This is a genomic window from Micromonospora sp. BL4 (assembly GCF_003667505.1).
Taxonomy (GTDB): Bacteria; Actinomycetota; Actinomycetes; order Mycobacteriales; family Micromonosporaceae; genus Micromonospora.
Genome location: NZ_RCVJ01000168.1, coordinates 23859 through 45698 on the forward strand (window position 1 = coordinate 23859; position 21840 = coordinate 45698).

The following is a 21840-nucleotide window of genomic DNA, read 5'->3' on the forward strand; positions in this document are numbered from 1 at the left end:
GCGGCCGCTGGTCAGTTGACGCTCACGACGACCTTTCCGAGGGCACGTCCCTTACCCACGTGGGCCAACGCCTCGGGCGTCTCGTCGAGAGTGAAGGCCCGGTCGATGTGGATGACGAGGTCACCCGCCACGCAGAGATCGGCCACCGGTTCGAAGTGGGTCGGTCCTTCCCGGACGGCGAGCACACCCAGCCGGCGGTGGGTGAGCCGGCCGGCCGCCGCGCCGATCGTCAGGACGCGCAGCAGCGCCGAGACCGATCCGCCGACGCACCGGTAGCGGCCGCCGGGGGCCAGCGCCCGGCGGTAGGCGAACACCGATCGGTGCGCGACCAGATCGAGGATGAGATCGTACGGGCCGCTGCGGGTGAAGTCCCGGCGGCGGTAGTCGATCACCTCGTCCGCGCCGACGGACCGCATGAAGTCGAGCTTGCCCGCGTTGTCGACGCCGGTCACCTGGGCGCCGAGTCGTTTGGCCAGCTGGATCGCGAATGCGCCGGATCCTCCGCCGGCGCCGTTGATGAGGACCCGGTTGCCGGCTGCGGCGCCCGCGGTGCCCTGCTGTGCGATCACGCCCGCCTGTGGGATGGCCGACGCCTCGGCGAAGGTCAGGGCGGCGGGCTTGCGGGCCAGGACCGATTCGGGTGCGATCGCGTACTCGGCGAAACCGCCCTTGAGCATGAGGTTGTCGCCATACACCTCGTCACCGGGTCGGAACCGAGTGACGGCGGAGCCCACCGCGTCGACCCATCCGGCGATGTCCGAGCCGAGGGTCCGGCGTGCCGGGGAGCGCAGCCCACCGATGCGCGAATACAGTGGCGAACCTTGCAGGGTTTCCCAATCGCTCAAATTCACCGAGGTCGCCGCAATCTTGACGAGCACCTGTCGGGCGGCGGGAGAGGGCTTGGGGAGATTCTCGATTCGCAGCCCATCCGGGGGCCCGTACCGGTCGTACACGACTGCTCTCACCTGGTACCACCAGCCCTTCGGGAGAGTAGGCCGCAGTACCCGATGCGTTCAGGGCCAGCGCCTACGCCTCTTGGTTAGCACGGCGGGACAAGCGGCTGGTCGACACCACCCTGCTCCCAATCTGCTCCCAGGTAAGCGGCAGATACAGCGAAGCCCGTTACCGACCTATCCGGTAACGGGCTTCTGACCTGCACATACTTCGGTGGGCGATGCTGGTATCGAACCAGCGACCTCTTCGGTGTGAACGAAGCGCTCTCCCACTGAGCTAATCGCCCTCAGCGCCGTTGACTCTACCCGATCGTGGAACCAGACCGGAAATCCGGGGTCAGTGCGTCGCGAGGTACCGCATCGCCGTGGCCACCACGTCGATGCCGAGGCTGTACTTGAGTGACAGCCACACCACCACGCCCACGAAGACGAGGCCGACGGAGCCGAGCGCGATTCGTACCGGCAGTGACTGCCGTTTCGCCCAGTTGGTCCAGCCGTGCACGTGGCGGCGGGTGAAGCCGAGCAGCCGGCGGGCCCAGTGGTATTCGACGGCCCAGATGCCCAGCCCGGCGATGACCAGCAGCCAGCCCGGCCCGGGTAGCGGGATGAGGGCGATGCCGATGGTCACGACCACCGCCCCGGCGATCGCAATGAAGATCTTGAGGGTGATCCGGCCGGTGGGGTTGGCCCGGATCAGGTCGAGGGTGGTGGAGACCCGCTCCCGCCAGCGAGGGCGCCGCGGCGGGTCCGCCACGACGAGGACGCCACCGGTGGCGCCGGCCTCGTCCGCGGTGGCGCGATCCGCATCACCGCCACCAGATCGGCCGGCTGCTCGGGCACCGGGGCGGCCGGGGTCGGACGCCGGCCGCCCGGGCCGCTCAGGCTGCTCCATTGGCACTGCGCACCCCCGCTTTTCGGCTGCTCGGGCCGCGACGTTCGGCTGACCGGACGCCACTGCCGGATCCACTGAGGATCGGTTCGTGACCATTTCACCCCCCAGTGTCGCTCGGGCCCGTCACTGCAACGGCCGACTGGACGTTACCGGAGTAAGTCGACGACTGAGCCACCCGATGCCGGGCGGGATCACGCACTGGGCAGAACCGGAAATCCTACATGAATCCTCACATTCACGCGGCCTTTCCGTCCCCCTTCCCACCACTGGGTGAAGTCAGCGTATGGCGGAGCGTAGCCAGGAGTAGCACCTGAGTATGGGAAAAGCGGGACACGCGCGTTCCGCAGCGGTGCCGGGGGGAGAACGTCCATGAGTGTCATTCGACCGACGACCGTAGAGGTCGAGACGTCGCTAAGGCTCGTCGCGCCTGACGCCACCGCATTGCCGGTGCGTGCCAGTTTGCGTTACGACCCTGCTGACCCGTATGCGGTCCATGTCCTGTTCCATGCCGAATCTGCCGGCGGCGAGGCGGTGAGCTGGTCCTTCGCCCGCGAACTGCTCGTCACCGGCCTGGACGAGCCAGCCGGCATCGGAGATGTGCGGGTCTGGCCCTGGGCCACGCCGCGCGGCGACTTCGTCGCGCTGGCCCTGTCGTCACCGGACGGCAACGCCCTCTTCGAGGTGCCGCGCAGCGTCCTGGTGCGTTTCCTTCGACGGACCTACGTCGTCGTCCCGCGCGGCCGGGAGGCCGAGCACCTGGACGTCGACACGGCGGTGAACCGGCTGCTCGCCGGTCGCTGACCACCGCCCGACCGGGCAACACCGGCCAGTACGGGGCCGCGCGGATCTGCCGACCGCGCGGCCCCGGCACACCCCCGGGGGTACGCGGGCCCGCCCGCCCCGGGTCGGCCGGTGCTCAGCCGTGCGTGGTGATGCCGCCGTCGACCGGGATGACCGCGCCGGTGAGGTACGCGCCGGCCCGGGACGAGAGGTAGATGGCCGTGCCGGCCATGTCCTCCGGACGCCCGATGCGGCCCAGCGGCACCTGCTGCTCGATGCTGGCCCGGCTCGCCGGGTCGTTCAGCGCGAACGCCATCATCTTGCTCTCGAACGGGCCGGGCGCGATCGCGTTGACGGTGATCTGCTCGCCGGCCAGCTGGTGGGCCAGGCTGCGGGTGAGCATGTGCACGGCCGCCTTGGTGGCCGAGTACGCGTACACCTCCATCCACGGCACCCGGATGCCGTCGATCGACCCGATGTTGATGACGCGGGCCGGATCGTCGGCGCTGGCGGCGGCGCGCAGCGCCGGCAGCAGCGCGGTGGTCAGCCGGAAGACGGCCTTGACGTTGACCGCCCAGAGCTTGTCGAACGCGGCCTCCGGGTAGTTTTCCAGCGGGGCGCCCCAGGTCGCGCCGGCGTTGTTGACCAGCACGTCGAGGCGGTCGAAGCGCTCCCGCACGGCGGCGGCCAGCGACTCGGCCCCGGTGTCGGCGCCCAGGTCGGCCGGGATCGCCTCGCAGCGCCCCTCGGCGGAGAGTTCCTTGGCGACCGCCTCGCAGACGTCCGCCTTGCGGGACGAGATGAGCACGTGTGCGCCGGCCCGGACGAAGCCCTGGGCGATCATCAGACCGATCCCCCGTGACCCGCCGGTGACCAGGACCGTCTTGCCTTCGACCGAGAACAGCTGCGTCATGCCCATCCCATCGCGAGTCGGCGGGTCCGCCGGTCCGGCGGCCGGCCAGCGGGGCGCCGGGCGGACCGGGGACCGGGCGGCGCTACCGCCGGGTAACGTAGCCCGGCCGCCGGGACCGCGACAAGCCCGTGGCGGCGCGGCGGATCCCCTGCGACGAGCACCGGCGGTCGGGATGCGGTGACCTGCGCTTCGAGCTACCGTCGCAGGCGATGGTCTCCACCGGTCCCCTTCCTGCGGCAACGATCGGAACGGCGCCACCCGTCCCCGACGAGATCGCCACGTTCGCGCTGGCCGACCTGGCCCGTGACCGGGGCTGGCGCCGTCCGGTGTTCGTCGAACGGGAGCTGCTGATCCTCACCACCCGTGGGCACGGCGACGCCGAGCTGGATTTCCACCTCCTGCCGTGCCGGCCCGGCACGCTGCTGCGGGTCCGCGCCGGTCAGGTGCTCCGCTGCGCCGGCCCGCAGTTCGACGCCACCGTGGTCGGCTGGGATTCCGAGGCGCTGCGCGGTCTCGACGTCGACCCGGACGCGTCGCCGACCTGGCGGCAGCTGGCCGGCGAGGACGAGGACGCCGTGATCAGCGAGGTGAGCCAACTGGCGGTTGACTGCCAGCGGCATCGCGACACGCCCGCCGGCCGCGCTCTGCTCCGCCACCAGCTCGCCGTGCTGCTGCTGCGGTTGGCCCTGCCCGGCGGGGACCGGTCGGCGGGCCGGCCCGAGGTGGAGACGTTCCACCGGTTCTGCCGGGAGGTGGAGCACGCCTACCAGCACACCCGGCGCGTGGAGGACTACGCCGCCGCGCTCGGCTGCTCGGTCCGCACCCTGACACGGGCCTGCCTGGCCGTCACCGGGCGCAGCGCCAAGCAGGTCATCGACGAGCGGGTCGCGTTGCAGGCCGGCCGGCTGCTCGCCGCGACCGACGAACCGATCGCCCGGATCGGTCGGGAGCTGGGCTTCTCCGAGCCCACCAATTTCGGCCGCTTCTTCACCCGCGAGGTCGGGCTCAGCCCCGGCGCGTTCCGGGCCGCCCGGGACCAGCCGGCCGCCGCCCGGGTGGTCCGGCCCCGACCACCGGCCGAGGCGGCGAACGCCAACGCGGGCCGGTTCCGCCCCGGCACCCCCGGCGAGCCGACCAACGGCGGTCACGCGACCCGACCCGGCTGACCCGCCGGACCAGCGAGCGGCGCCGGCCGGGCATGATGGCAGGGTGCAGATCTCCGCGCGCGGCGACTACGCGGTACGGGCGGCGCTGAGCCTCGCCACCGCGTACCCCTCGCTGCGGTCCACGCAGGCCATCGCCGCGGAGCAGGACATGCCCCGCAAGTTCCTGGAGGCGGTCCTGGCCGATCTGCGCCGGGCCGGCATCGTCCGCGCCCAGCGCGGCGCCGAGGGTGGCTACACCCTCGCTCGCCCGCCGCGCGAGGTGACCGTCGGCGCGGTGCTGCGCGCGGTGGAGGGTCCGCTGGCCGGGGTACGCGGCCTGCGCCCGGAGGAGACCCGGTACGACGGCGCGGCGGAGAACCTCCCCGGCCTCTGGGTGGCGGTACGCGCCGCGGTCCGTCGGGTGGTCGACGAGGTGAGCCTCGCCGAGATCGTCAGCGGTCGGCTGCCGGCCCACGTCCGCAAGCTCACCGCTCTGCCCGACGCCTGGGAGCCCCGCTGATGCCCACCCCCACCCTGCGCACCGACCGTCTTCTGCTGGAGCCGTACCAACCGGCCGACGCCGAGGATTTCGTCGCGCTGCTCGCCGACCCGGAGGTGGGCCGGTTCATGGGTGACGGGCCGCTGACCGTGGCGGACGCCACCGACCTGTTCGGGCGGGTGTTCAGCCGGGTCTACGCCGACGACCTCTTCGACGTGTGGGCGGTCCGCCGGGACGGCCGCTACATCGGGCACGCCGAGATCAAGCGGACCGACGACGTCGAGGGTCACGAGCTCGTCTACGCGCTGGCCCGGCCGGCGTGGGGAGGTGGCCTGGGCACCGAACTGGCCACCGCACTGGTCCGGTACGGCTTCAACCGTCTCGACCTGCCCCGGGTGTACGCCACGGTCGCCGACGCCAACCACGCCTCGCTCGGACTGCTGGCCAAGCTCAACTTCGTCCACCAACAGGACGTGACCGAGGCCGACGGCAGCGTCACCCAGGTCCTCGCGCTGGACCGAGACACCGACCCGGCCGGCTCACCGCGCAGCTCCTGAGTCGCGCGTCTCCTGAATGGAGACCCCGACTGAATGGAGACCCCGACGCCGCACCGGGTGACCGTCCAGGCCGGACACCGACTGGGTTTCGGATTTCATCGGTTCGGGAATGTTCGATCTCGACACGGCAGGGAACGGTGACGAGGGGAGTCCTCCGATGGGCCTCATGTTTCGCAAGCGCAAGAAGATCGGTCCGATCATCCTGAACTTCACCGAGAACGGCTTCTCCTCGTGGAGCATCAAGATCGGCCGCTGGTCCTGGAACTCCAAGGCTCGGGCGCACCGGGTCGACCTGCCGGGTCCGCTGTCCTGGAAGCAGGACAAGTCCCGGTCGTAGCGTCCCGGGAGTCGAACGGGGTGCCGGTGATTCACCGGCACCCCGTTCGGCGTCCGTGACCCGGCACGGTCATCGCGTCGCGGTGATCATTTCGTCGCCGGCCAGGCGACCGGCCTCGCGCTCGCGCCGCACGTCGCCCGCGTCGAGCAGCCCGTCGAGCGCCCGGATGGCGTCGGAGGCCCGGTAGACGGTCGCGGTGAGGGCGTGCCGGCGCAGGTCGGTGACCGGCCGCGGTCCGCTGCGGCGCAGCTCGGCCAGCAGTTCGCGGGCCAGGGGCTCCGGATCGGGATCGCCGGTCACGTCGACCGGTGCGCCCGCCGGGTCGGCCGGGTCTTCCAGGCGCACGTCGAGGTCCGCGCCGACGGCCCAGAGCGCCTCGCGGACCGCCTCCAGGCTCCGGTCCGAGCGGCTGCCGAACGCGACCACGCCGGCCGCCGCGCCGTCCCGGAGCACCGGCGTCACCTCGGCGACCAGGGGGAAGCCGGCGGCGACCAGCGCTTCGCGGGCGCCGCTGCCGGCGTGCAGCAACACCTCCCCCGTGCGGCCGTTGCTCGCGGCGGTGAGCAGCTTCGGGGTCACGGCGCCGGGTAGGTCCACAAAGCAGAACAGCGGGGAGCCGGCGGCGCCCGCCGCCTTCACCGCGACCGGCAGCCGATCCGGTACGCCCGGCAGCAGGTGCACGGTGACCTCGGCGGGCAGCTCCGCCTCGACCGGGCCGAGCCGGGTCGGCAGGTCAGCCGCGCCGTCGGCCAGCACCAGCACGGTCACCCGCCGGCCGCGCACCTGGTCGGCGTGCCCGGCGACCACCCGCAGGGCGGCCTCCGCGCCACCGGCGTCGTCACCGGTCCAGGCAAGGGCGATGGTGGCCCGCCGGGAGCGGTGCAGGGCCGCGGGCAGCCAGGTCGTCAACTGGCGGACCAGCAGCTCGCGGAGGAAGTCGGTGGTCCGGTCGGTCGACATCGGTCCGTTCTACCCTACGGCCGGTCAGGCCGGGACGGAGATCCCCACCCCGCCCCGGGTCTGCCCGCCGTAGCGCTGCCGCTCGGCGGCCAGGTCGAGCCGGCCGATGCGTTTGCGGGCGGCCAGCGCGTCGTCGTCGAGCCGGTCGGCCGGGACCAGCCAGACCACCTCGAACTCCAGGCCGTCCGGGTCCTGCCCGTAGAGGCTCTTGGTGGTGCCGTGGTCGGAGGTGCCGACCAGAGCGCCGGCGGCCGAGAGCCGCTCGGCGGTGGCGGCCAGCTCGTCGAGGGTGTCCACCTCCCAGGCCAGGTGGTAGAGCCCGACGGTGGCCCGGCCGGCGGTCGACCGCCCGGCGCCGGCGCCGATCTCGAACAGACCGAGGTCATGGTCGTTGGTCGAGTCGGGCGCCTGGAGGAAGGTGGCGCCCCGGAAGCCGTCCGGGGTCATCAGCACCGGGCGGAAGCCCAGCACGTCGCCGTAGAAGGCGACACTGCGGGCGAGGTCACTGACGTAGAGGACCGCGTGGTTGAGCCGGTGGATTCCCATGACCCCAGACTAGCGCGGTTTAGTTGAGCCCTCAACTATCGCGGGTATGATGACGGTCATGACCCGCTGGCTGGACTCCGACGAGCAGCGCACCTGGCGGGCGTTCCTCACCGCCTCCCGCGCGCTGATGGACACGCTCGACCGCGAGCTGCAACGCGACGCATCGATGCCGCACGCCTACTACGAAATCCTGGTCCGCCTCTCCGAGGCCCCCGACCGGCGGCTGCGCATGAGCGACCTGGCCGAGGCGACCGGCTCCTCGCGGAGCCGGCTCTCGCACGCCGTGGCCCGACTGGAGGCGGCCGGCTGGGTCCACCGCGAGGAGTGCGCCACCGACCGGCGCGGGCAGGTCGCGCTGCTCACCGACGCGGGCTTCGCCACCCTCGCCGCCGCCGCGCCGGGCCACGTCGAGGGCGTACGCCGGCACCTGTTCGACGCGTTGAGCCCGGCCCAGGTCGACCAGCTGCGCCGGATCAGCGAGACGCTGGCCGAGCACCTGAGGAGATCCTGACCGATCGACACCGGCGCGGGTCTTGTACTTACCGTCGTCGGATGAGCACGATGGGGCGTGCCCTCCGGCTTCGGCGAACTGACTGATCAGGCGCACCACCTCGTGTCCGCCGGCGACCTGGCCGGCGCGCAACGGTTGCTCTCCGAAGCGCTCACCGACGCCGACCCCCGCCCGGCCAACGCCACCCCCGAGCTCGCCGAGGCCGCCAGCCTCCAGGCGCGGGTGCTGGTCGCGCTCGGCGAGCCGCACTCCGCCCGGGGTTGGGCCGCCTTCGCGTACTCGGCCACCACCCGGTTGCACGGCCGCTCCGACCCGCGCACGGTGGCCGCCGCGGCGACCCTGGCCGCGGTGCTGCACCGGGTGGGCAGCCACTCCCGGGCCGCCCGGCTCTACCAGGAAGTCATCATCGAGCTGACCGCGCAGGACGGCCCCGAGTCGCTGCGGGTGCTCGCCGCGCACGCCGATCTGGCCACCGTGGAGTACGCCCGCGGCCAGTGCACGGTGGCCCGCGACCGGCTCCAGGACGCCTGGGAGCTGCACCGCGAGGTGTACGGCGACGGGCATCCCAGCGGCATCAAGATGCTGGCCCGCCTCGGCGCGATGCAGCGCGACTGTGGGCAGTTCGCCGAGGCGCACGACAACCTGGCGCTGGCCCGCGAGCTGTGCCGGCAGCACCTGACCGCCGACGACCCGCTGGCCGCACAGGTGGCGGCGCTGGCCCGGGCGGCGGCCAACCCCGACCACGTCTGCGCCGACGAGACGCCCCGGGACAGCCGGGTGGTACCGGCCGCCCGGACCCCGTCACACGCCGACGGGCCGGTCCAGTCCGGCTATCACCCGCCGGACCCCCCGCCGCAGCACGTCGACCCGACGACGGCCGGCCCCGAGATCGACGACGATGAGGCCCTGGCCGGTCATGGAGCCGTGGCCGGCGGCGGCGCGGTGCCGAATCCACGGTCGCCGGCCGACGAACCGGGTGGATCGGTGGGCTTCGCGTGGCCACCCGGTCCGGCGGACGAGCCCGCTCGGCACACCACCGACACACCGGTCCCCCCGTCCGTGGTCGGGCTCACCGGCGGCGCGGAGGAGTCGCCCGGGGTGTACCGGCTGCACCGCCCGGGCACGCCGGCCGAGCCGGGAACGCCGGCCGAGCCGTACGGCGCGTACGCGCCGCCGGATCCGTACGCGCCGCCGGATCCGTACGCGCCGCTTGAGCCGTACACACCGTCCCGGCTGCTGCCGGTGCCCGTACACCGGGCCTCGGCGCCGCGGCGCAACCGGCTGGTGCCGGTGCTGGTGGCCGGTGTGGTCGTGGTGCTGCTGGGCACCGCGGCCGTGATCGCCGGGGTGGCCCGGGTCGGGGACGATCAGCCTTCCGGCCCCGGTACCGGCTCTCCCCGCACCGGCCCGACCGGCACGGGCACGCCGGCCAGCGCCAGCGCCTCGCCGACCGGCGCGGCACCGCCCGCGGCCGCGCCGGGCACCCCACCGGGCGCGGTGGCCCTGCGCGACAACCGGGACAACATCGCCCTGCGGTGGACCTACCCCGCCGGCGGCGAGGGACCGGTGGTCGTCTCCGCCGGCCGGGCCGGCCAGGGCAAGAACGCCATCGCCACACTGCCCGCCGGTGCCACCAGCTTCGTCGTCTACGCGCTCAACCGCGCCAACGACTACTGCTTCACGGTGGCCGTCGTCTGGTCCACCGACACCGTGGCCAGCGCCGACGAGGTCTGCACCCGCCGCCGCTGAGCGTGCTGGGCCACGACCGGTCAGCCGCCGTCCCGTGGTTCCTCGTCGACGGGCAGTGCCGGCAGCAGCAGACGTACCTGGAGCCCGCGCTGGTCGTCGCCGTCGGTCAGCGCGATGCGTCCACCGGCCCGGCGCACCAACTCCCACACGATGGCCAGGCCGAGGCCGGCTCCGCCGTCGTCGCGGGCCCGCCCGTCGTCCAGGCGGGTGAACCGGCCGAAGACCCGCTCCCGGTCGGCCACCGGAATCCCCGGGCCGTCGTCGGTCACCGTCACCAGGTGGTACGCCGCCTCCGGGTGCCCGGCCGGTGTCGCCTCCACGGCGAGCAGCACGGCGCCGTACGCGTGCCGCACCGCGTTGTCGACCAGGTTGGCCAGCACCCGGCGCAGCTCGTCGGCGTTCCCCACCGTCCACAGCGGGCCCGGCGGCGGCGCCACCCGCACCGGCGGCGACGGGTACCGGGCGGCGACCTCGGTCAGCAGGGCGCCCAGCTCCACCGGGCCGGTCCCCCGGGCCGGTGGCGTCTCGTCCAGTCGGGCCAGCAGCAGCAGGTCGTCGACGAGTCGGCTGAGCCGGTCCGTGTCGGCGAGCAGGTTGGCGGTCACCGCCGTCCAGTCCGTCCGGCTGGCGAGGCGCTGGGCCACCTCCAACTCGGTCCGGATGTTGGTCAACGGGCTGCGCAACTCGTGTGCCGCGTCGGAGACGAACGCCCGCTGCCGAGCCCGGGCGGACTCCAACCGGTCCAGCATCCCGTTGAGAGTGACCGCCAGCCGATGGATCTCGTCGGCCGAGGCCGGCACCGGCAGTCGTCCCGTCCCGGCCCTCCCGGTGATCTCCTCGGCGCCCCGGCGCAGCGCCTCCACCGGCCTCAGAGTGGCGCCCACCACCCGCCAGGCCACCGCCGCCAGCACGGCGACCAGCAGCGGGAACGCCACCAGCAGGATGGTCCGGACCACGTGCGTGCTGTGCCGCACGTCGGCCATCGAGCGGGCGACCAGCACGGTGAGCGGGTCGGCCGCGGTGCCGGCGGGCACGGCGACCACCCGCACCGGGCCGGCGAGCCCGGCGCGCTCCGCCGGCACCTCCAGCCGCTGCCGGCGGTCCCCGTTCAGCCGCTCCGGGCGGACCATCGGGACCAGCCGGTCCGCGTCGATCGAGGCAGCCCGGATCCGCCCCTGCGCGTCGATGACCTGGACGCGGACCTGCCCGCCGGCCACCGGCAGCGGGTCGGGCAACGCGTCCTCGGCGGCGAGCAGGGCGACGGCGTCGGCGGTCCGGAACGCCTCGGTGTCCACGGTGCGCTGGAGCACGTAGCCGAGCGCGCCGAGCAGCACCACCCCACCGAGGGCCAGCCCCACGGCGAGACCGAACACCCCGATCGCCATGAGCCGGCCACGCAGTCCGAGCACCGGCAACCGGCTGCGCCAGGGCCGCCCCGCGGGCCCCGGACCGGCGGAGGTCGCCGGGCGGTCGGCGGTCGCCGCGGCGGCTGCGGGCGGCTCGCCGGTCGTCAGGTCGGCCGGCGCATCCGTGCTCACGTCGCCAGCCGGTAGCCGGCACCCCGGATTGTCTCCAACCGGTCCCGGCCAAGCTTGCGACGCAGGTAGCCGACATACACCTCGACCGCGTTCGGCGCGGTCTCCACGCTCGCGTCCCAGACATGGTCCAGCAGCTCGATCTTGGAGACCACCTGGCCGGGCCGGCGCATCAGGTAGTCCAGCAACGCGAACTCCCGCGCGGTCAGCGCCACCTCGGCGTCGGCCCGGGTCACCCGCCGCCGGGCCGGGTCCAGCCGCAGGTCGCCGACCGCCAGCACCGCCGGGCGCTCCGGCGCGCCCCGGCGCAGCAGCGCCCGCAGTCGGGCCAGGAGCACCACGTACGAGAAGGGCTTGGTGAGGTAGTCGTCGGCGCCGCAGTCCAGGCCGTCGGCCTGGTCGTACTCGCCGTCCTTCGCGGAGAGCATCAGCACCGGCAGCCAGTGCTCCTCCGCCCGCAGCCGCCGGACCAGCTCGTAACCGGAGAGGCCGGGCAGCATCACGTCGAGGATCATCGCGTCGTACCCGCCGTGCCGGGCGGCGTCCAACCCGGCCGGGCCGGTCGAGGCCACGTCGACCGCGAACCCCTCCGCCTGCAACCCGCGCTCCAGCGCGGCCGCCAACCGGGCCTCGTCCTCCACCACCAGCAACCGCACGCCTCAAGGGTGCCACCTGGTTCAAAGCCGGCGGATCGGCGTCCTCAGCGTGTTCACAGCGCCGAGCGGGCAGGATGGTCGCAGGAGGTGCCCACATGTCCGTTCTGAGAAGCCGTCCCGTCCTGCGCTGGCTGGTCCCGGCGACCGCCGCCGTCGCCGTCATCGGTGGCGGCGCGGCGATCGGCACGTTCGCCGCCGAGGCCGAACCGAGCCTGCCGCCGCGCACCGCCGCCCAGCTCCTGGTCGATCTGCAGACCTCCCGGCTGGAGGGGTTGTCCGGCACCGTCGTACAGCGCGCCGACCTCGGCCTGCCGCCGCTGGTCGGGCTGGTCCCCGGCAACGACCTGACCACCCTGTTGACCGGCACGCACACCCTGCGGGTCTGGTATTCCGGCCCGGAGCGGCAGCGGGTGGCGCTGCTGGACACCCTCGGCGAGCGGGACATCATCCGCAACGGCCGGGACGTGTGGACCTGGGAGAGCCGCGGCAACACCGCCAAGCACGCCACGCTGGGCGACGTCATGGCCGAGAAGCCGGCGCCCGAGGCGGCGCCGAGCCTGCCGGCCACCCCGCAGGAGGCGGCCGACCTGGCGTTGCGGGCGATCGACCCGAGCACCGAGGTCAGCGTCGGCCGGTCGGCGACGGTCGCCGGTCGGGACGCGTACGAGCTGGTGCTCCAGCCACGCGACAAGGACTCGCTGGTGCACCAGCTGCGGATCGCCATCGACGCCAAGCAGCACGTGCCGCTGCGCTTCGAGGTGCTCGCCACGGGCAGCGACCAGCCGGCGTTCGAGGTGGCCTTCACCCAGGTCGACTACCGGCGTCCCGACGCCGACCAGTTCACCTTCAACCCGCCGCCCGGTGTGACCGTGACCGAGGAGTCGGCCGAGCGGCCGCCCGCGGTCAGGCCCGGCCATTCCGAGCCGGCCGGTGATCCGCAGGTGCGCGCCGTGGGCACCGGCTGGGCCACCGTGCTGGTCGCCCGCCTCGACGGTGCCGTCGGCGGCAGGCCGGCCGTCGAAAAGCCAGCCGGCGACAAGCCGGTCGGTACGCCGGACGTCGACGTGTCGAAGCTGCTTGGCGGGCTCGAGGCGGTCAAGGGTGACTGGGGCAGCGGCCGGCTGCTCACCAGCAAGTTGTTCAGTGTGCTGCTCACCGACGACGGCCGGCTGCTCGCCGGCGCGGTGACCCCGGAGCGGCTCTACCAGGTCGCCCGCGGCTGATCTCCCGGTGTTGTGGCGCCGGGTCGACCCATCGGTCGGCCCGGCGCCGCCGTGTGCGGTGGGCGCCACGGTCGAGCGGAGCGGACCGTCAGCGGGCCCGGGTCAGGGCGTGGCGGTCACGCCGAGGGCGGTGAGGAACGCGTCGGCGAGCACCGCGTGGCCGGGCAGGTGCGGATGCACCCGGTCGTCGGCCCAGCGCTTCGCGGGGCTGACCGCGAGCACCCGGTCGAACGCGGCCTGGGTCGGCACGTGCACCGCGTCGAACTCGGCGACCAGCGCGGCGACCACCGCGCAGTACCGGTCGGTGTCGGCGCGCTGCGGATCGTTGCGGTCGGTCTCGATCAGGAACGGGTCGGCCAGGACCAGCCGGCAGCCGGTGGCACCCACCGCGCGGCGGAGCAGGTCACGCAGGGTGCGCTCGTACTCGTCGATGGGGACGGCCTCGTCGGGCCGGTCGCCGTAGCCCCGCCAGATGTCGTTGATGCCGATCATGACCGAGAGCACGTCGGGACGCTCGGCGACGGCGTCGTCGTCCCAGCGGGCGGCCAGATCGCGGACGGTGTCCCCGCCCACGCCCCGGTTGATCCACTCCACGTCCAGCTCGGGGTGACGGGCGCCGACCAGGGCACGGACGAGGCTGACATACCCGGCGCCGTAGGGCCTGGCGGTGTCCCGCCGGCCGCAGTCGGTGATGCTGTCGCCGATGAAGACCACCCGTTGCCCGGTCCGCAGGATCATCCGCCGCCACCTCGCGATCACCGGGCGCGCCGACTCGGCCAGCTTGGTCGAGGCCAGCGGGACGCGCTATCTTCAACAGTTCGAGGGCACAAAAAAGAACGGCTACAAAGCCGTTCCTGCAAGAGATTCTAATCTTTAGGGAGACGGCTTGTCAAGGCACTCCGGCGGTTCGGGCGAATTGCCGCTCGACGACGAGATCGGTCGCGAGCAGGAGTACGTCTCGATGCTCTACGACCGGCTGGACGGACTGCGCGAGCAGGCCGCCGAGCGGCTCACCGGCGAGCTGCGCAACACCGGCGGCACCCTGCAGGACCGCTCCCAGCGCGACAGCTCGGTACAGATGTACGCCGACCAGGTCGAGCAGTTCTCCGCCGTGGAGAACGGTCTGTGCTTCGGCCGCCTCGACGGCGACGACGGCGCGCGCCACTACATCGGCCGGATCGGCATCTTCGACACCAGCGGCGACTACGACCCGCTGCTGATGGACTGGCGGGCTCCCGCCGCCCGCCCGTTCTACCTCGCCACCGCCGCCAACCCGCAGGGCGTACGCCGCCGCAGGCACCTGCGCACCCGGCAGCGCAAGGTGACCGGCCTCAACGACGAGGTGCTCGACATCTCCACCGCCGCTCCGGGCGCGCACGAGGAGCTGACCGGCGAGGCGTCGCTGCTCGCCGCGCTCAACGCCGGCCGGACCGGCCGGATGCGGGACATCGTGGAGACCATCCAGGCCGAGCAGGACCGGATCATCCGCGCCGATCTGCCCGGGGTGATGGTCGTCCAGGGCGGCCCGGGCACCGGCAAGACCGCGGTCGCGTTGCACCGGGCGGCGTACCTGCTCTACACACACCGGCGGGAGCTGTCCAGCCGTGGTGTGCTGCTGGTGGGCCCGAACGCGACGTTCCTGCGCTACATCTCCCAGGTGCTGCCCACCCTGGCCGAGACCGGCGTGCTGCTGCGTACCCAGGGCGATCTCTTTCCCGGGGTCAGTGCGCAACGGACCGAGTCGGCCGAGGCCGCCGCGCTCAAGGGCCGGGCGGTGCTGGCCGAGGTGCTGGCGCTGGCCGTACGGGACCGGCAGTGGGTGCCGGACGAGCCGCTGGAGATCGAGGTCGAGCGGGAGACGCTGACCCTCGACCCGGAGATCGTGCGGGTTGCCCGGGACCGGGTGCGTCGCGTCGACCGTCCGCACAACCTGGCCCGGGCGCTGTTCGACGTGGAGATCGTGCACGCGCTCGCCGACCAGGTGGCCGAGCGGATCGGCGCCGACCCGCTGGGCGGGGACAACCTGCTCGACGAGGCGGACCGGGCCGAGATCCGCCGGGAGCTGCGCGAGGAATCGGAGGTCCAGGCGGCCCTCGACCGGCTGTGGCCGGTGCTGACGCCGCAGCGTCTGCTCGCCGACCTGTACGCCGACCCGGACCGGATCGCCACGGCCGCGCCGATGCTCACCGACGACGAGCGGGCCCTGCTGCACCGCGAGCCGGGCGGGTGGACGCCGGCCGACGTGCCGCTGCTCGACGAGGCCGCCGAGCTGCTCGGCGAGGACGAGCGGGCCGCCGCCGCCCGGCGGGATCGCATCCGGATGCTGGAACGGGAGTACGCCGAGGGCGTGCTCGAAATCGCCCGGGGTTCCCGCTCGATCGACGTCGAGGACGAGGCCGAGGGCGGCGAGATCCTGGGCGTGACCGACCTGATCGACGCGGACCGGCTGCTGGAGCGGCAGGAGGAGGCCGACCGCCTCACCACCGCCCAGCGGGCCGCCGCCGACCGGACCTGGGCGTTCGGCCACGTCATCGTGGACGAGGCGCAGGAGCTGTCGCCGATGGCGTGGCGGCTGCTGATGCGCCGCTGCCCGAGCCGGTCCATGACGATCGTCGGGGACGTGGCGCAGACCGGCGCGCTCAGCGGCACGCCGTCCTGGGCGGACGCCCTCGCGCCGTACGTGGCGCAGCGGTGGCGGCTGACCGAGCTGACTGTCAGCTACCGCACCCCGGCCGAGATCATGGCGGTCGCCGCCGACGTGCTGGCCGAGATCGACCCGGCGCTGCGGCCGCCGCGCTCGGTGCGGGAGAGCGGCGTACCTCCGTGGGACCGCACGGTGCACGACGACCAGTTGGCCGCGGAGCTGGTGACGGCGGCCACCCGGGAGGCAACCGGACTGGCCGAGGGCCGGCTCGGCGTGATCGTGCCGGCCGGCCGGGTGGACGCGCTCGGCGCGTCGTTGACCGCGGCGCTGCCGGAGGCCGCCGTGGGCGAGCATCCGGAGCTGGAGAGCCGCGTGGTGGTGTTGACCGTCGCGCAGGCCAAGGGGCTGGAGTTCGACTCGGTGCTGGTGGTCGACCCGGACCGGATGGTGGCCGAGTCACCGCGCGGGCGCAGCGACCTGTACGTGGCGCTCACCCGCGCCACCCAACGCCTCGGCATCCTGCGCCCCAGCCGCTGATCCGAGCGGCCCGGAGCCACGCCGCCCCCGCCGACCTGCCGGTCGGCGGGGGCGGTGACGGGCGGCCGTGCTCCGCCGGTCAGTCTCTGGCCGTGTCCTGGATGGATTTGCTCGGACCGGTCGCGGACGTGGACTGGTCGCTGGTGCCGCCGCCCATCGGGGTGCTCAGACCACCGGTGGTGGCGTCGCCGGTCGTCGTCGGGGCGACCTTCCCCTGGTGCCGCTCCGGCTGCCGGGCGACCCGCCGCGCACTGGCCGGGCCGGCGGTGCCACCGGTCGTGGTCACCGCGCCCTGCCCCCCGACCGGGCCGCCGTCGCGCAGGACCTGCGGATCGACCCGCACCTTCGCCGGATCGTCCGGGTCTTCGCGCTGGATCTGGCTCTCCACATCGGTGCGGGGCACCGTCACCTCGTCGAGGGCGCCCTCGCCGTACACGCCGCCGGCGATCCGGTCCTCCGCCCGCCGGGCGGCCTCCTGCCGCATGTCGTCCTCACGCACGTCCATCACCTCGCAGAAGCTGTGGAACTGACTGCGTGCCCGACCGCCGGCCGACCAAACCCGCCGGGCCCCGCAGGTCGTCCACACCGGTTCACCGTCGCGCCGTCCGCCGGCCGCCTGCCGGCCGTCCCCGGTGTCCATGCTGTCCGGCGACCGGTGGGAGACGCCCGCCGGCAGGAGGGGATGACAGCGTGCGCAGAGTACGCCGTACCGCCATCGCGGCCCTGGTGGCCGCGACGGTGACGACCGGGATCGCCGTGCCCGCACAGGCCAAGCCTCGGCCGGACCGGACATTCGACGTGCAGGCCCACCGCGGCGGCCTCGGGTTGCGGGTGGAGAACACCCTCGCGTCCTTCGGCAACGCCCTCCAGCTCGGGGTGAGCACCCTCGAACTGGACGTGCAGATCACCGAGGACGGCCAGGCCGTGGTCACCCACGACCGGAAGGTCACCGGCGCCAAGTGCGTCGACACCGCCCCGGTGACGCCCAATGACCCGGAGTTCCCGTACGTCGGTAAGTACGTCAACACCCTGACCGTCGCTCAGGTGCGCAGCCTCGACTGCGGTTCGAAGACGCTGCCGGACAAGCCCGGCCAGCTCGCCGTGCCGGGTGCCCGGATGCCGCTGCTGCGTGAGGTGTTCGCGCTGGTCAACCGGTACCAGGCGAAGGACGTGAAGCTCAACGTCGAGACCAAGGTGGAGGCCGGCGCGCCGACCGAGACCGCGCCCCGCGAGCAGTTCGTCCGGGTCACGGCCGCCGAGGTCCGCGCCGCCGGCCTGCTGAAGCAGGTCACCATCCAGAGCTTCGACTGGGGCGCGCTGATGCGGATGCGCCAGGTCGAGCCGAAGCTCCCCCTGGTCGCGCTGACCAACTACGACTTCCTGCAGACCGGCCAGCCGGGTGCCTCGCCGTGGCTCGGCGGGCTGGACATCGACGACTTCGGCGGCGACCCGATCCGGGCGATCCGCAGCTTCGGCGTCAGTGCCTTCTCCCCGGTGCACGGCTCCCCCCAGAACGGCACGGTCACCGAGCCCGGCTACAAGCCGTACGTCACCAGGGAGATGGTGGCCCGGGCGCACCGGTACGGGATCAAGGTGATCCCGTGGACGGTCGACGACCTGCCGACCATGAACAAGCTCATCGACGACGGCGTGGACGGCATCATCACCGACTACCCGGACCGGCTGCGCGGCCTGCTGGCGCAGCGCGGTTACCGGCTGCCGAAGGCGTACGCGGCGCCGTTCGACATCCAGGCGCACCGCGGCGGTCGGGCGACCCGCCCGGAGAACACCCTGCCGGCCTTCGCCAACGCGCTGGCCAACCGGGCCATCTCCACCCTCGAACTGGACACCGGCGTGACCGCCGACGGCGCGCTCGTGGTGCTGCACGACCGCACGGTCAACGGCTCGCACTGCGTCGACACCGCCCCGGTGCGCCCCGGCGACCGGCAGTTCCCGTATGTGGGCAAGCCGGTGCACGAGCTGACCCTGGCGCAGCTCAAGACCGTGGACTGCGGCACGAAGACGCTGCCCGAGCTGCCCGCGCAGGTGCCCGCGCCGGGCGCCCGGATTCCCACGCTGGACGAGGTCTTCGCCCTGGTGAAGGCGAGTGGCCGCAGCGACATCGGAATGAACATCGAGACGAAGATCAGCCCGGTGGTGAACGACACCGAGCCGTACCGCAGCTTCACCCGCAAGCTGGTGGGGGCGATCCAGCGGGCCGGCTTCACCGACCGGGCCACCATCCAGTCGTTCGACTGGCGCACCATCACCTACGCCCGGCAGCTCGACCGCCGGATCGGCACGGTCGGCCTGGTCTGGCAGTACGGCCCGGCCGAGTGCGCCACCCTCGCCGACGAGTGCTCCCTCGAGGCCGTGTACGGCGACCGCTCGGTCAAGAGTCCGTGGACCGGTGGGCTGGACTGGTGGAAGTACCAGGACCTGGGCAAACTGACCCGGGCCGCGGGCGCCGGCACGGTGTCGGCGAACTGGCAGGTGCACGACCCGCGCCAGGGCACGGTCGCCTCGCCCGACTGGTACCTGCGGGAGAACCCGGCATACTTCCACGGACCGGACGTCCGGACCCTCCAGACGCGGGACGACCTGAAGGTGATCCCGTACACGGTCGACGACGCGCAGGTGATGCAGCGGGTCATCGACCTGGGTGTCGACGGGATGATCACCGACGACCCGGACCTGTTGGTGAGCGTCGCGATCCGCAACGGCCTGCGCTGACCTGCCCTGATCTGCGCTGACCACCCGACCGCCGGCCGGATTTCCGGCCGGCGGTCGGTGTTACCTGCTCGGGGGGCGCGGGTAGTCGGGGGTTGTCCCCGCCGTGAACACGAACCGTGCCGTGGCCGAAACGCGGTAGCGGGGCGAGGGAATGCAGGTACGACTCATCGCATCCTGAGGAGGACCAGATGAGCACGCAGGCTGCTTCCACCCGGCCGACGAACCGGCCGGCCTCGGACGTGCAGAACCCGGCGTCGATGCAGAACACGCAGACTCGGCAGATGCCGGTCATGCAGGACGGGCGTCGCAACGACATGCAGGCACCCGGTACGGAGACCAAGCAGGCATTCAAGACCACCGAGTTCTGGATCTACCTGATCGCGGTGGCCGCCGTACTGGGCGCTTCGCAGGTCGTCGGGAAGAACTCGGCTGGGGTGGACATCTTCCGCGCCGACAACGCCTGGTTCCTGATCACCCTGCTGACGCTGGGCTACCTCGGTAGCCGAGGCCTGGCCAAGGCCGGCAGCAATCACCGCAGCGGTGAGGAGCGCAAGGCCCGGCACTGACCGGGTACACGGCTCCACATCGAACAGTGGCCTCCGGGAGAACCTCCCGGAGGCCACTGTCGCGCTGGGCGACTACTCGCCGAAGTCGCCACCGAAGTCGCCGCCGAAGTCACCCTCGAAGGCGTCCTCGATCATCTCGCCGGCGATCATGCCGCCGGCCACGCCGAGCGCCGCTCCGGCCACCATGCCGCCCATCCCGTGCCCCCGGCCGTGGCCGCGCCCGTGACCCGGCCCGAACCCGCCCTGGGAGCGCAGGCTGCCGTAGCGGGAGGTGGTCTCCCGCAGCCAACCGTCGACCACCTGCGCCCAGTCGACCCGGTCGGCGTCGGCGTGCGACACCTGGTACCGGCCGAAGGCGTCGTGGCCGGCGCTGAGGAAGCCGCCGCGCTTGTCGCACTCCAGGATCACGTCCACGCCGCGCTGGCTGGTCACGAAGGTCAGCTCGACCTCGCGGATCGTGCTGGCGTACTGCGGCGAGGCGAAGAACTCGATCTCCTGGTAGAACGGCAGCGTCTGCTGGACGCCCCGGATGTGGCCGCGCTCCAGGTCGGCGTGCTTGAACCGGAAGCCGAGCCGCTGGAACGCCTCCAGGATCCGCTCGTGCACCGGCAGCGGGTGCACCGCCACCTGGTCCAGGTCGCTCTTGTCGACCGCACGGGCGATCGCCAGCTCGGTACGCAGGCCCATCGTCATGCCGTGCAGGCGCTGGCCGTACACGTCGGTGATCGGGGTCTCCCACGGCACCGGCAGCTGGAACGGAAGCGACAGTTCCTGCTTCGGCGCGAGCTGGAGCGGGCCGCTCACGGCCATCCGGTGAAACTCCATGGTGCCCGCGTACTCGGTGTCGTGTCCCTCGACCTCGACCCGCGTGACCAGGCCGATCACCACCTGCTCGATGGCCGCCGGGCTGTCACCGCCGACGAGGTTGACCTGCCCGTCGAGGGTCAGGCCAGGCCGGGTGTTGGGGTTGGTCAGCACGGTGTCCACGCTGGGACCGCCGACACCGAACGCGCTCAACATCTTCTTGAAGACCATCGGAACTCCTGTGCGACAGCCGACCGCTCCAGGATGGAGTCGGACGTTGACTCGAAGGGCACCTTATCCAGCAGCCCTGTGAGGTGGCTGTGAAGTGCGCCCCCTGCTCACGGTGTGTTTCCGCAGGGATGCGCTGGGTCGCGCCAGCGGCTCACCCGTCCCACCCCGTTGATCAAGAGATCTGCGTCAGGAAACGCGTTCCCGGTGACGCGAACCTCTTGATCAACGTCGGAAGGCTGGCGGCGCTGAGCTGTGGCGCCTGCCGTCAGTCGGCCTGGACGACGACCAGCTCGCCGACCTGCTCGCCGATCTCGGTACGCGCCTCCGCCGACAAGCCGAGGTCGGTGATCAGCACGTCGGCCGCCTCCAGCGGGGCGATGGTGGCGATGCCGATGGTCTCCCACTTGGTGTGGTCGGCGAGCACCACGAGCCGGCGGGCGGCGCCGATCAGGCAGCGGTTGACCCCCGCCTCCAGCAGGTTGGGCGTGGTGAAGCCGGTCCGTGGGCTGAGCCCGTGCACGCCCAGAAAGAGCAGGTCGACGTTGAGCGCGCTGATCGCCGCCTCGGCCACCGGCCCGGTCAGCGCGTCCGACGGGGTACGGATGCCGCCGGTCAGCACCACCGTCTGGTCGGCGCGCGGATTCTGGTAGAGCGCGTCGGCCACCGGGATCGAGTTGGTCACCACGGTCAGCCCTCGTACGTCGGAGAGCAGCGTGGCCAACGCGGCGGTGGTGGTGCCGGCGGAGAGCGCGATGGCCATCCCCGGCTCCACCATGGTCGCCGCCCGCTCGGCGATGGCCCGCTTCTCCGCCTGCTGGCGGATCGACTTCGCGGCGAAGCCGGGCTCCTCGGCCGACCCCGGCCCGGCCAGCGTCGCGCCGCCGTGCACCTTGTCCACCAGGCCGCGTTCGGCCAGCACCTCCAGGTCGCGCCGGATCGTCATGTCGGACACGCCGAACCGGCTGACGAGCTGGCTCACCCGTACGCCGCCACGCTGGCGGATCAGATCGAGAATGGCGGTCTGCCGCTGCTGGGCGAGCACCTGGGGAACCTCCTTCGCGCCGTGACT

At 72.9% G+C, this 21840-nt stretch carries 22 protein-coding genes and 1 tRNA gene; 11 read left to right on the forward strand and 12 right to left on the reverse strand.

Going from position 1 to position 21840, the window contains the following annotated elements:
* Positions 1–11: 11 nt before the first annotated feature.
* The 3 genes from EAD89_RS22495 to EAD89_RS22505 all read right to left on the reverse strand — a co-directional run bounded on the left by EAD89_RS22495 (position 12) and on the right by EAD89_RS22505 (position 1941).
* Positions 12–965 carry an NAD(P)-dependent alcohol dehydrogenase gene (locus tag EAD89_RS22495; RefSeq protein WP_121677107.1) on the reverse strand — a complete coding sequence of 318 codons (954 nt, stop codon included), beginning with the start codon at positions 963–965 and terminating at the stop codon, positions 12–14.
* 203 nt (positions 966–1168) lie between these two features.
* Positions 1169–1240, reverse strand: a tRNA-Val gene (locus tag EAD89_RS22500).
* A gap of 50 nt (positions 1241–1290) precedes the next feature.
* A complete protein-coding gene (locus EAD89_RS22505) occupies positions 1291–1941 on the reverse strand; it encodes a TIGR02611 family protein (protein ID WP_233578931.1) in 651 nt (216 codons plus the stop codon).
* A 273-nt stretch (positions 1942–2214) separates the two neighbouring features.
* Here EAD89_RS22505 and EAD89_RS22510 point away from each other — a divergent pair, with 273 nt between their 5' ends.
* Entirely contained in the window at positions 2215–2646 is a 432-nt protein-coding gene (locus EAD89_RS22510; protein ID WP_007457244.1) for an SsgA family sporulation/cell division regulator, read from the forward strand.
* Between the two features lie 115 nt (positions 2647–2761).
* Here EAD89_RS22510 and EAD89_RS22515 read toward each other — a convergent pair whose 3' ends face one another.
* The gene (locus EAD89_RS22515) at positions 2762–3538 is read right to left on the reverse strand and encodes a glucose 1-dehydrogenase (protein WP_121656994.1); all 777 of its coding nucleotides are present in this window, start codon (positions 3536–3538) and stop codon (positions 2762–2764) included.
* 209 nt (positions 3539–3747) lie between these two features.
* Here EAD89_RS22515 and EAD89_RS22520 point away from each other — a divergent pair, with 209 nt between their 5' ends.
* The 4 genes from EAD89_RS22520 to EAD89_RS22535 all read left to right on the forward strand — a co-directional run bounded on the left by EAD89_RS22520 (position 3748) and on the right by EAD89_RS22535 (position 6076).
* Complete coding sequence (locus tag EAD89_RS22520) at positions 3748–4704, forward strand: helix-turn-helix transcriptional regulator (protein ID WP_121677157.1); 957 nt, start codon at positions 3748–3750, stop codon at positions 4702–4704.
* A 43-nt stretch (positions 4705–4747) separates the two neighbouring features.
* Positions 4748–5203 carry an Rrf2 family transcriptional regulator gene (locus tag EAD89_RS22525; protein WP_121656930.1) on the forward strand — a complete coding sequence of 152 codons (456 nt, stop codon included), beginning with the start codon at positions 4748–4750 and terminating at the stop codon, positions 5201–5203.
* Complete coding sequence (locus EAD89_RS22530) at positions 5203–5739, forward strand: GNAT family N-acetyltransferase (RefSeq protein ID WP_121656931.1); 537 nt, start codon at positions 5203–5205, stop codon at positions 5737–5739. Before EAD89_RS22525 ends, EAD89_RS22530 begins: the two co-directional genes overlap by 1 nt.
* A 157-nt stretch (positions 5740–5896) precedes the next feature.
* Positions 5897–6076 (forward strand): DUF4236 domain-containing protein, encoded by a 180-nt coding sequence (locus tag EAD89_RS22535; RefSeq protein ID WP_121656932.1) that lies wholly within the window; start codon positions 5897–5899, stop codon positions 6074–6076.
* A gap of 69 nt (positions 6077–6145) precedes the next feature.
* On the opposite strand, the gene EAD89_RS22540 is transcribed toward EAD89_RS22535, so the two are convergent.
* A complete protein-coding gene (locus EAD89_RS22540; RefSeq protein ID WP_121677109.1) occupies positions 6146–7036 on the reverse strand; it encodes a hypothetical protein in 891 nt (296 codons plus the stop codon).
* A 24-nt stretch (positions 7037–7060) separates the two neighbouring features.
* The gene (locus tag EAD89_RS22545) at positions 7061–7582 is read right to left on the reverse strand and encodes a VOC family protein (protein ID WP_121677110.1); all 522 of its coding nucleotides are present in this window, start codon (positions 7580–7582) and stop codon (positions 7061–7063) included.
* 49 nt (positions 7583–7631) lie between these two features.
* On the opposite strand from EAD89_RS22545, the gene EAD89_RS22550 reads away from it, so the two are divergent.
* Positions 7632–8093 (forward strand): MarR family winged helix-turn-helix transcriptional regulator, encoded by a 462-nt coding sequence (locus tag EAD89_RS22550; RefSeq protein ID WP_121656996.1) that lies wholly within the window; start codon positions 7632–7634, stop codon positions 8091–8093.
* A 57-nt stretch (positions 8094–8150) separates the two neighbouring features.
* Positions 8151–9842 carry a tetratricopeptide repeat protein gene (locus EAD89_RS22555; RefSeq protein ID WP_121677111.1) on the forward strand — a complete coding sequence of 564 codons (1692 nt, stop codon included), beginning with the start codon at positions 8151–8153 and terminating at the stop codon, positions 9840–9842.
* Positions 9843–9862: 20 nt separating this feature from the next.
* Here the strand turns inward: EAD89_RS22555 and EAD89_RS22560 are convergent, their stop codons facing one another.
* Together EAD89_RS22560 and EAD89_RS22565 are read right to left on the reverse strand one after the other, a co-directional pair.
* Positions 9863–11227, reverse strand: a complete 1365-nt coding sequence (locus EAD89_RS22560; RefSeq protein WP_121677158.1) for a cell wall metabolism sensor histidine kinase WalK — start codon at positions 11225–11227, stop codon at positions 9863–9865.
* A gap of 149 nt (positions 11228–11376) precedes the next feature.
* A complete protein-coding gene (locus EAD89_RS22565; RefSeq protein WP_121656936.1) occupies positions 11377–12033 on the reverse strand; it encodes a response regulator transcription factor in 657 nt (218 codons plus the stop codon).
* Between the two features lie 95 nt (positions 12034–12128).
* Between EAD89_RS22565 and EAD89_RS22570 the strand changes: the two genes are divergently transcribed.
* Positions 12129–13256: a sigma-E factor regulatory protein RseB domain-containing protein gene (locus EAD89_RS22570; RefSeq protein WP_121677112.1), complete on the forward strand. Its 1128-nt coding sequence runs from the start codon at positions 12129–12131 to the stop codon at positions 13254–13256.
* A gap of 102 nt (positions 13257–13358) precedes the next feature.
* Here EAD89_RS22570 and EAD89_RS22575 read toward each other — a convergent pair whose 3' ends face one another.
* A complete protein-coding gene (locus EAD89_RS22575; protein ID WP_121677113.1) occupies positions 13359–13994 on the reverse strand; it encodes an SGNH/GDSL hydrolase family protein in 636 nt (211 codons plus the stop codon).
* Positions 13995–14142: 148 nt separating this feature from the next.
* Between EAD89_RS22575 and EAD89_RS22580 the strand changes: the two genes are divergently transcribed.
* Entirely contained in the window at positions 14143–16437 is a 2295-nt protein-coding gene (locus tag EAD89_RS22580) for an ATP-binding domain-containing protein (protein WP_121677114.1), read from the forward strand.
* A gap of 79 nt (positions 16438–16516) precedes the next feature.
* On the opposite strand, the gene EAD89_RS22585 is transcribed toward EAD89_RS22580, so the two are convergent.
* Positions 16517–16936, reverse strand: a complete 420-nt coding sequence (locus tag EAD89_RS22585; protein ID WP_121677159.1) for a hypothetical protein — start codon at positions 16934–16936, stop codon at positions 16517–16519.
* A 191-nt stretch (positions 16937–17127) separates the two neighbouring features.
* Here EAD89_RS22585 and EAD89_RS22590 point away from each other — a divergent pair, with 191 nt between their 5' ends.
* Both EAD89_RS22590 and EAD89_RS22600 read left to right on the forward strand, forming a co-directional pair.
* Positions 17128–19170, forward strand: coding sequence for a glycerophosphodiester phosphodiesterase family protein (locus EAD89_RS22590; protein ID WP_121677115.1), 2043 nt, complete (start codon positions 17128–17130; stop codon positions 19168–19170).
* A 188-nt stretch (positions 19171–19358) separates the two neighbouring features.
* The gene (locus tag EAD89_RS22600) at positions 19359–19736 is read left to right on the forward strand and encodes a hypothetical protein (protein ID WP_121656941.1); all 378 of its coding nucleotides are present in this window, start codon (positions 19359–19361) and stop codon (positions 19734–19736) included.
* Positions 19737–19808: 72 nt separating this feature from the next.
* Here EAD89_RS22600 and EAD89_RS22605 read toward each other — a convergent pair whose 3' ends face one another.
* Positions 19809–20771 carry a sporulation protein gene (locus EAD89_RS22605; protein ID WP_121677116.1) on the reverse strand — a complete coding sequence of 321 codons (963 nt, stop codon included), beginning with the start codon at positions 20769–20771 and terminating at the stop codon, positions 19809–19811.
* A gap of 265 nt (positions 20772–21036) precedes the next feature.
* Positions 21037–21813 (reverse strand): DeoR/GlpR family DNA-binding transcription regulator, encoded by a 777-nt coding sequence (locus EAD89_RS22610; RefSeq protein ID WP_121677117.1) that lies wholly within the window; start codon positions 21811–21813, stop codon positions 21037–21039.
* Between the last annotated feature and the right edge of the window lie 27 nt (positions 21814–21840).

Coding starts and splice junctions, on each gene's coding strand:
- EAD89_RS22505 (WP_233578931.1), bottom strand. CDS start 1,941: ATGGTCACGAACCGATCCTCAGTGGATCCGGCAGTGGCGTCCGGTCAG.
- EAD89_RS22510 (WP_007457244.1), top strand. CDS start 2,215: ATGAGTGTCATTCGACCGACGACCGTAGAGGTCGAGACGTCGCTAAGG.
- EAD89_RS22515 (WP_121656994.1), bottom strand. CDS start 3,538: ATGACGCAGCTGTTCTCGGTCGAAGGCAAGACGGTCCTGGTCACCGGC.
- EAD89_RS22520 (WP_121677157.1), top strand. CDS start 3,748: ATGGTCTCCACCGGTCCCCTTCCTGCGGCAACGATCGGAACGGCGCCA.
- EAD89_RS22530 (WP_121656931.1), top strand. CDS start 5,203: ATGCCCACCCCCACCCTGCGCACCGACCGTCTTCTGCTGGAGCCGTAC.
- EAD89_RS22535 (WP_121656932.1), top strand. CDS start 5,897: ATGGGCCTCATGTTTCGCAAGCGCAAGAAGATCGGTCCGATCATCCTG.
- EAD89_RS22540 (WP_121677109.1), bottom strand. CDS start 7,036: ATGTCGACCGACCGGACCACCGACTTCCTCCGCGAGCTGCTGGTCCGC.
- EAD89_RS22545 (WP_121677110.1), bottom strand. CDS start 7,582: ATGGGAATCCACCGGCTCAACCACGCGGTCCTCTACGTCAGTGACCTC.
- EAD89_RS22550 (WP_121656996.1), top strand. CDS start 7,632: ATGACGGTCATGACCCGCTGGCTGGACTCCGACGAGCAGCGCACCTGG.
- EAD89_RS22560 (WP_121677158.1), bottom strand. CDS start 11,227: ATGGCGATCGGGGTGTTCGGTCTCGCCGTGGGGCTGGCCCTCGGTGGG.
- EAD89_RS22570 (WP_121677112.1), top strand. CDS start 12,129: ATGTCCGTTCTGAGAAGCCGTCCCGTCCTGCGCTGGCTGGTCCCGGCG.
- EAD89_RS22575 (WP_121677113.1), bottom strand. CDS start 13,994: ATGATCCTGCGGACCGGGCAACGGGTGGTCTTCATCGGCGACAGCATC.
- EAD89_RS22600 (WP_121656941.1), top strand. CDS start 19,359: ATGAGCACGCAGGCTGCTTCCACCCGGCCGACGAACCGGCCGGCCTCG.
- EAD89_RS22605 (WP_121677116.1), bottom strand. CDS start 20,771: ATGGTCTTCAAGAAGATGTTGAGCGCGTTCGGTGTCGGCGGTCCCAGC.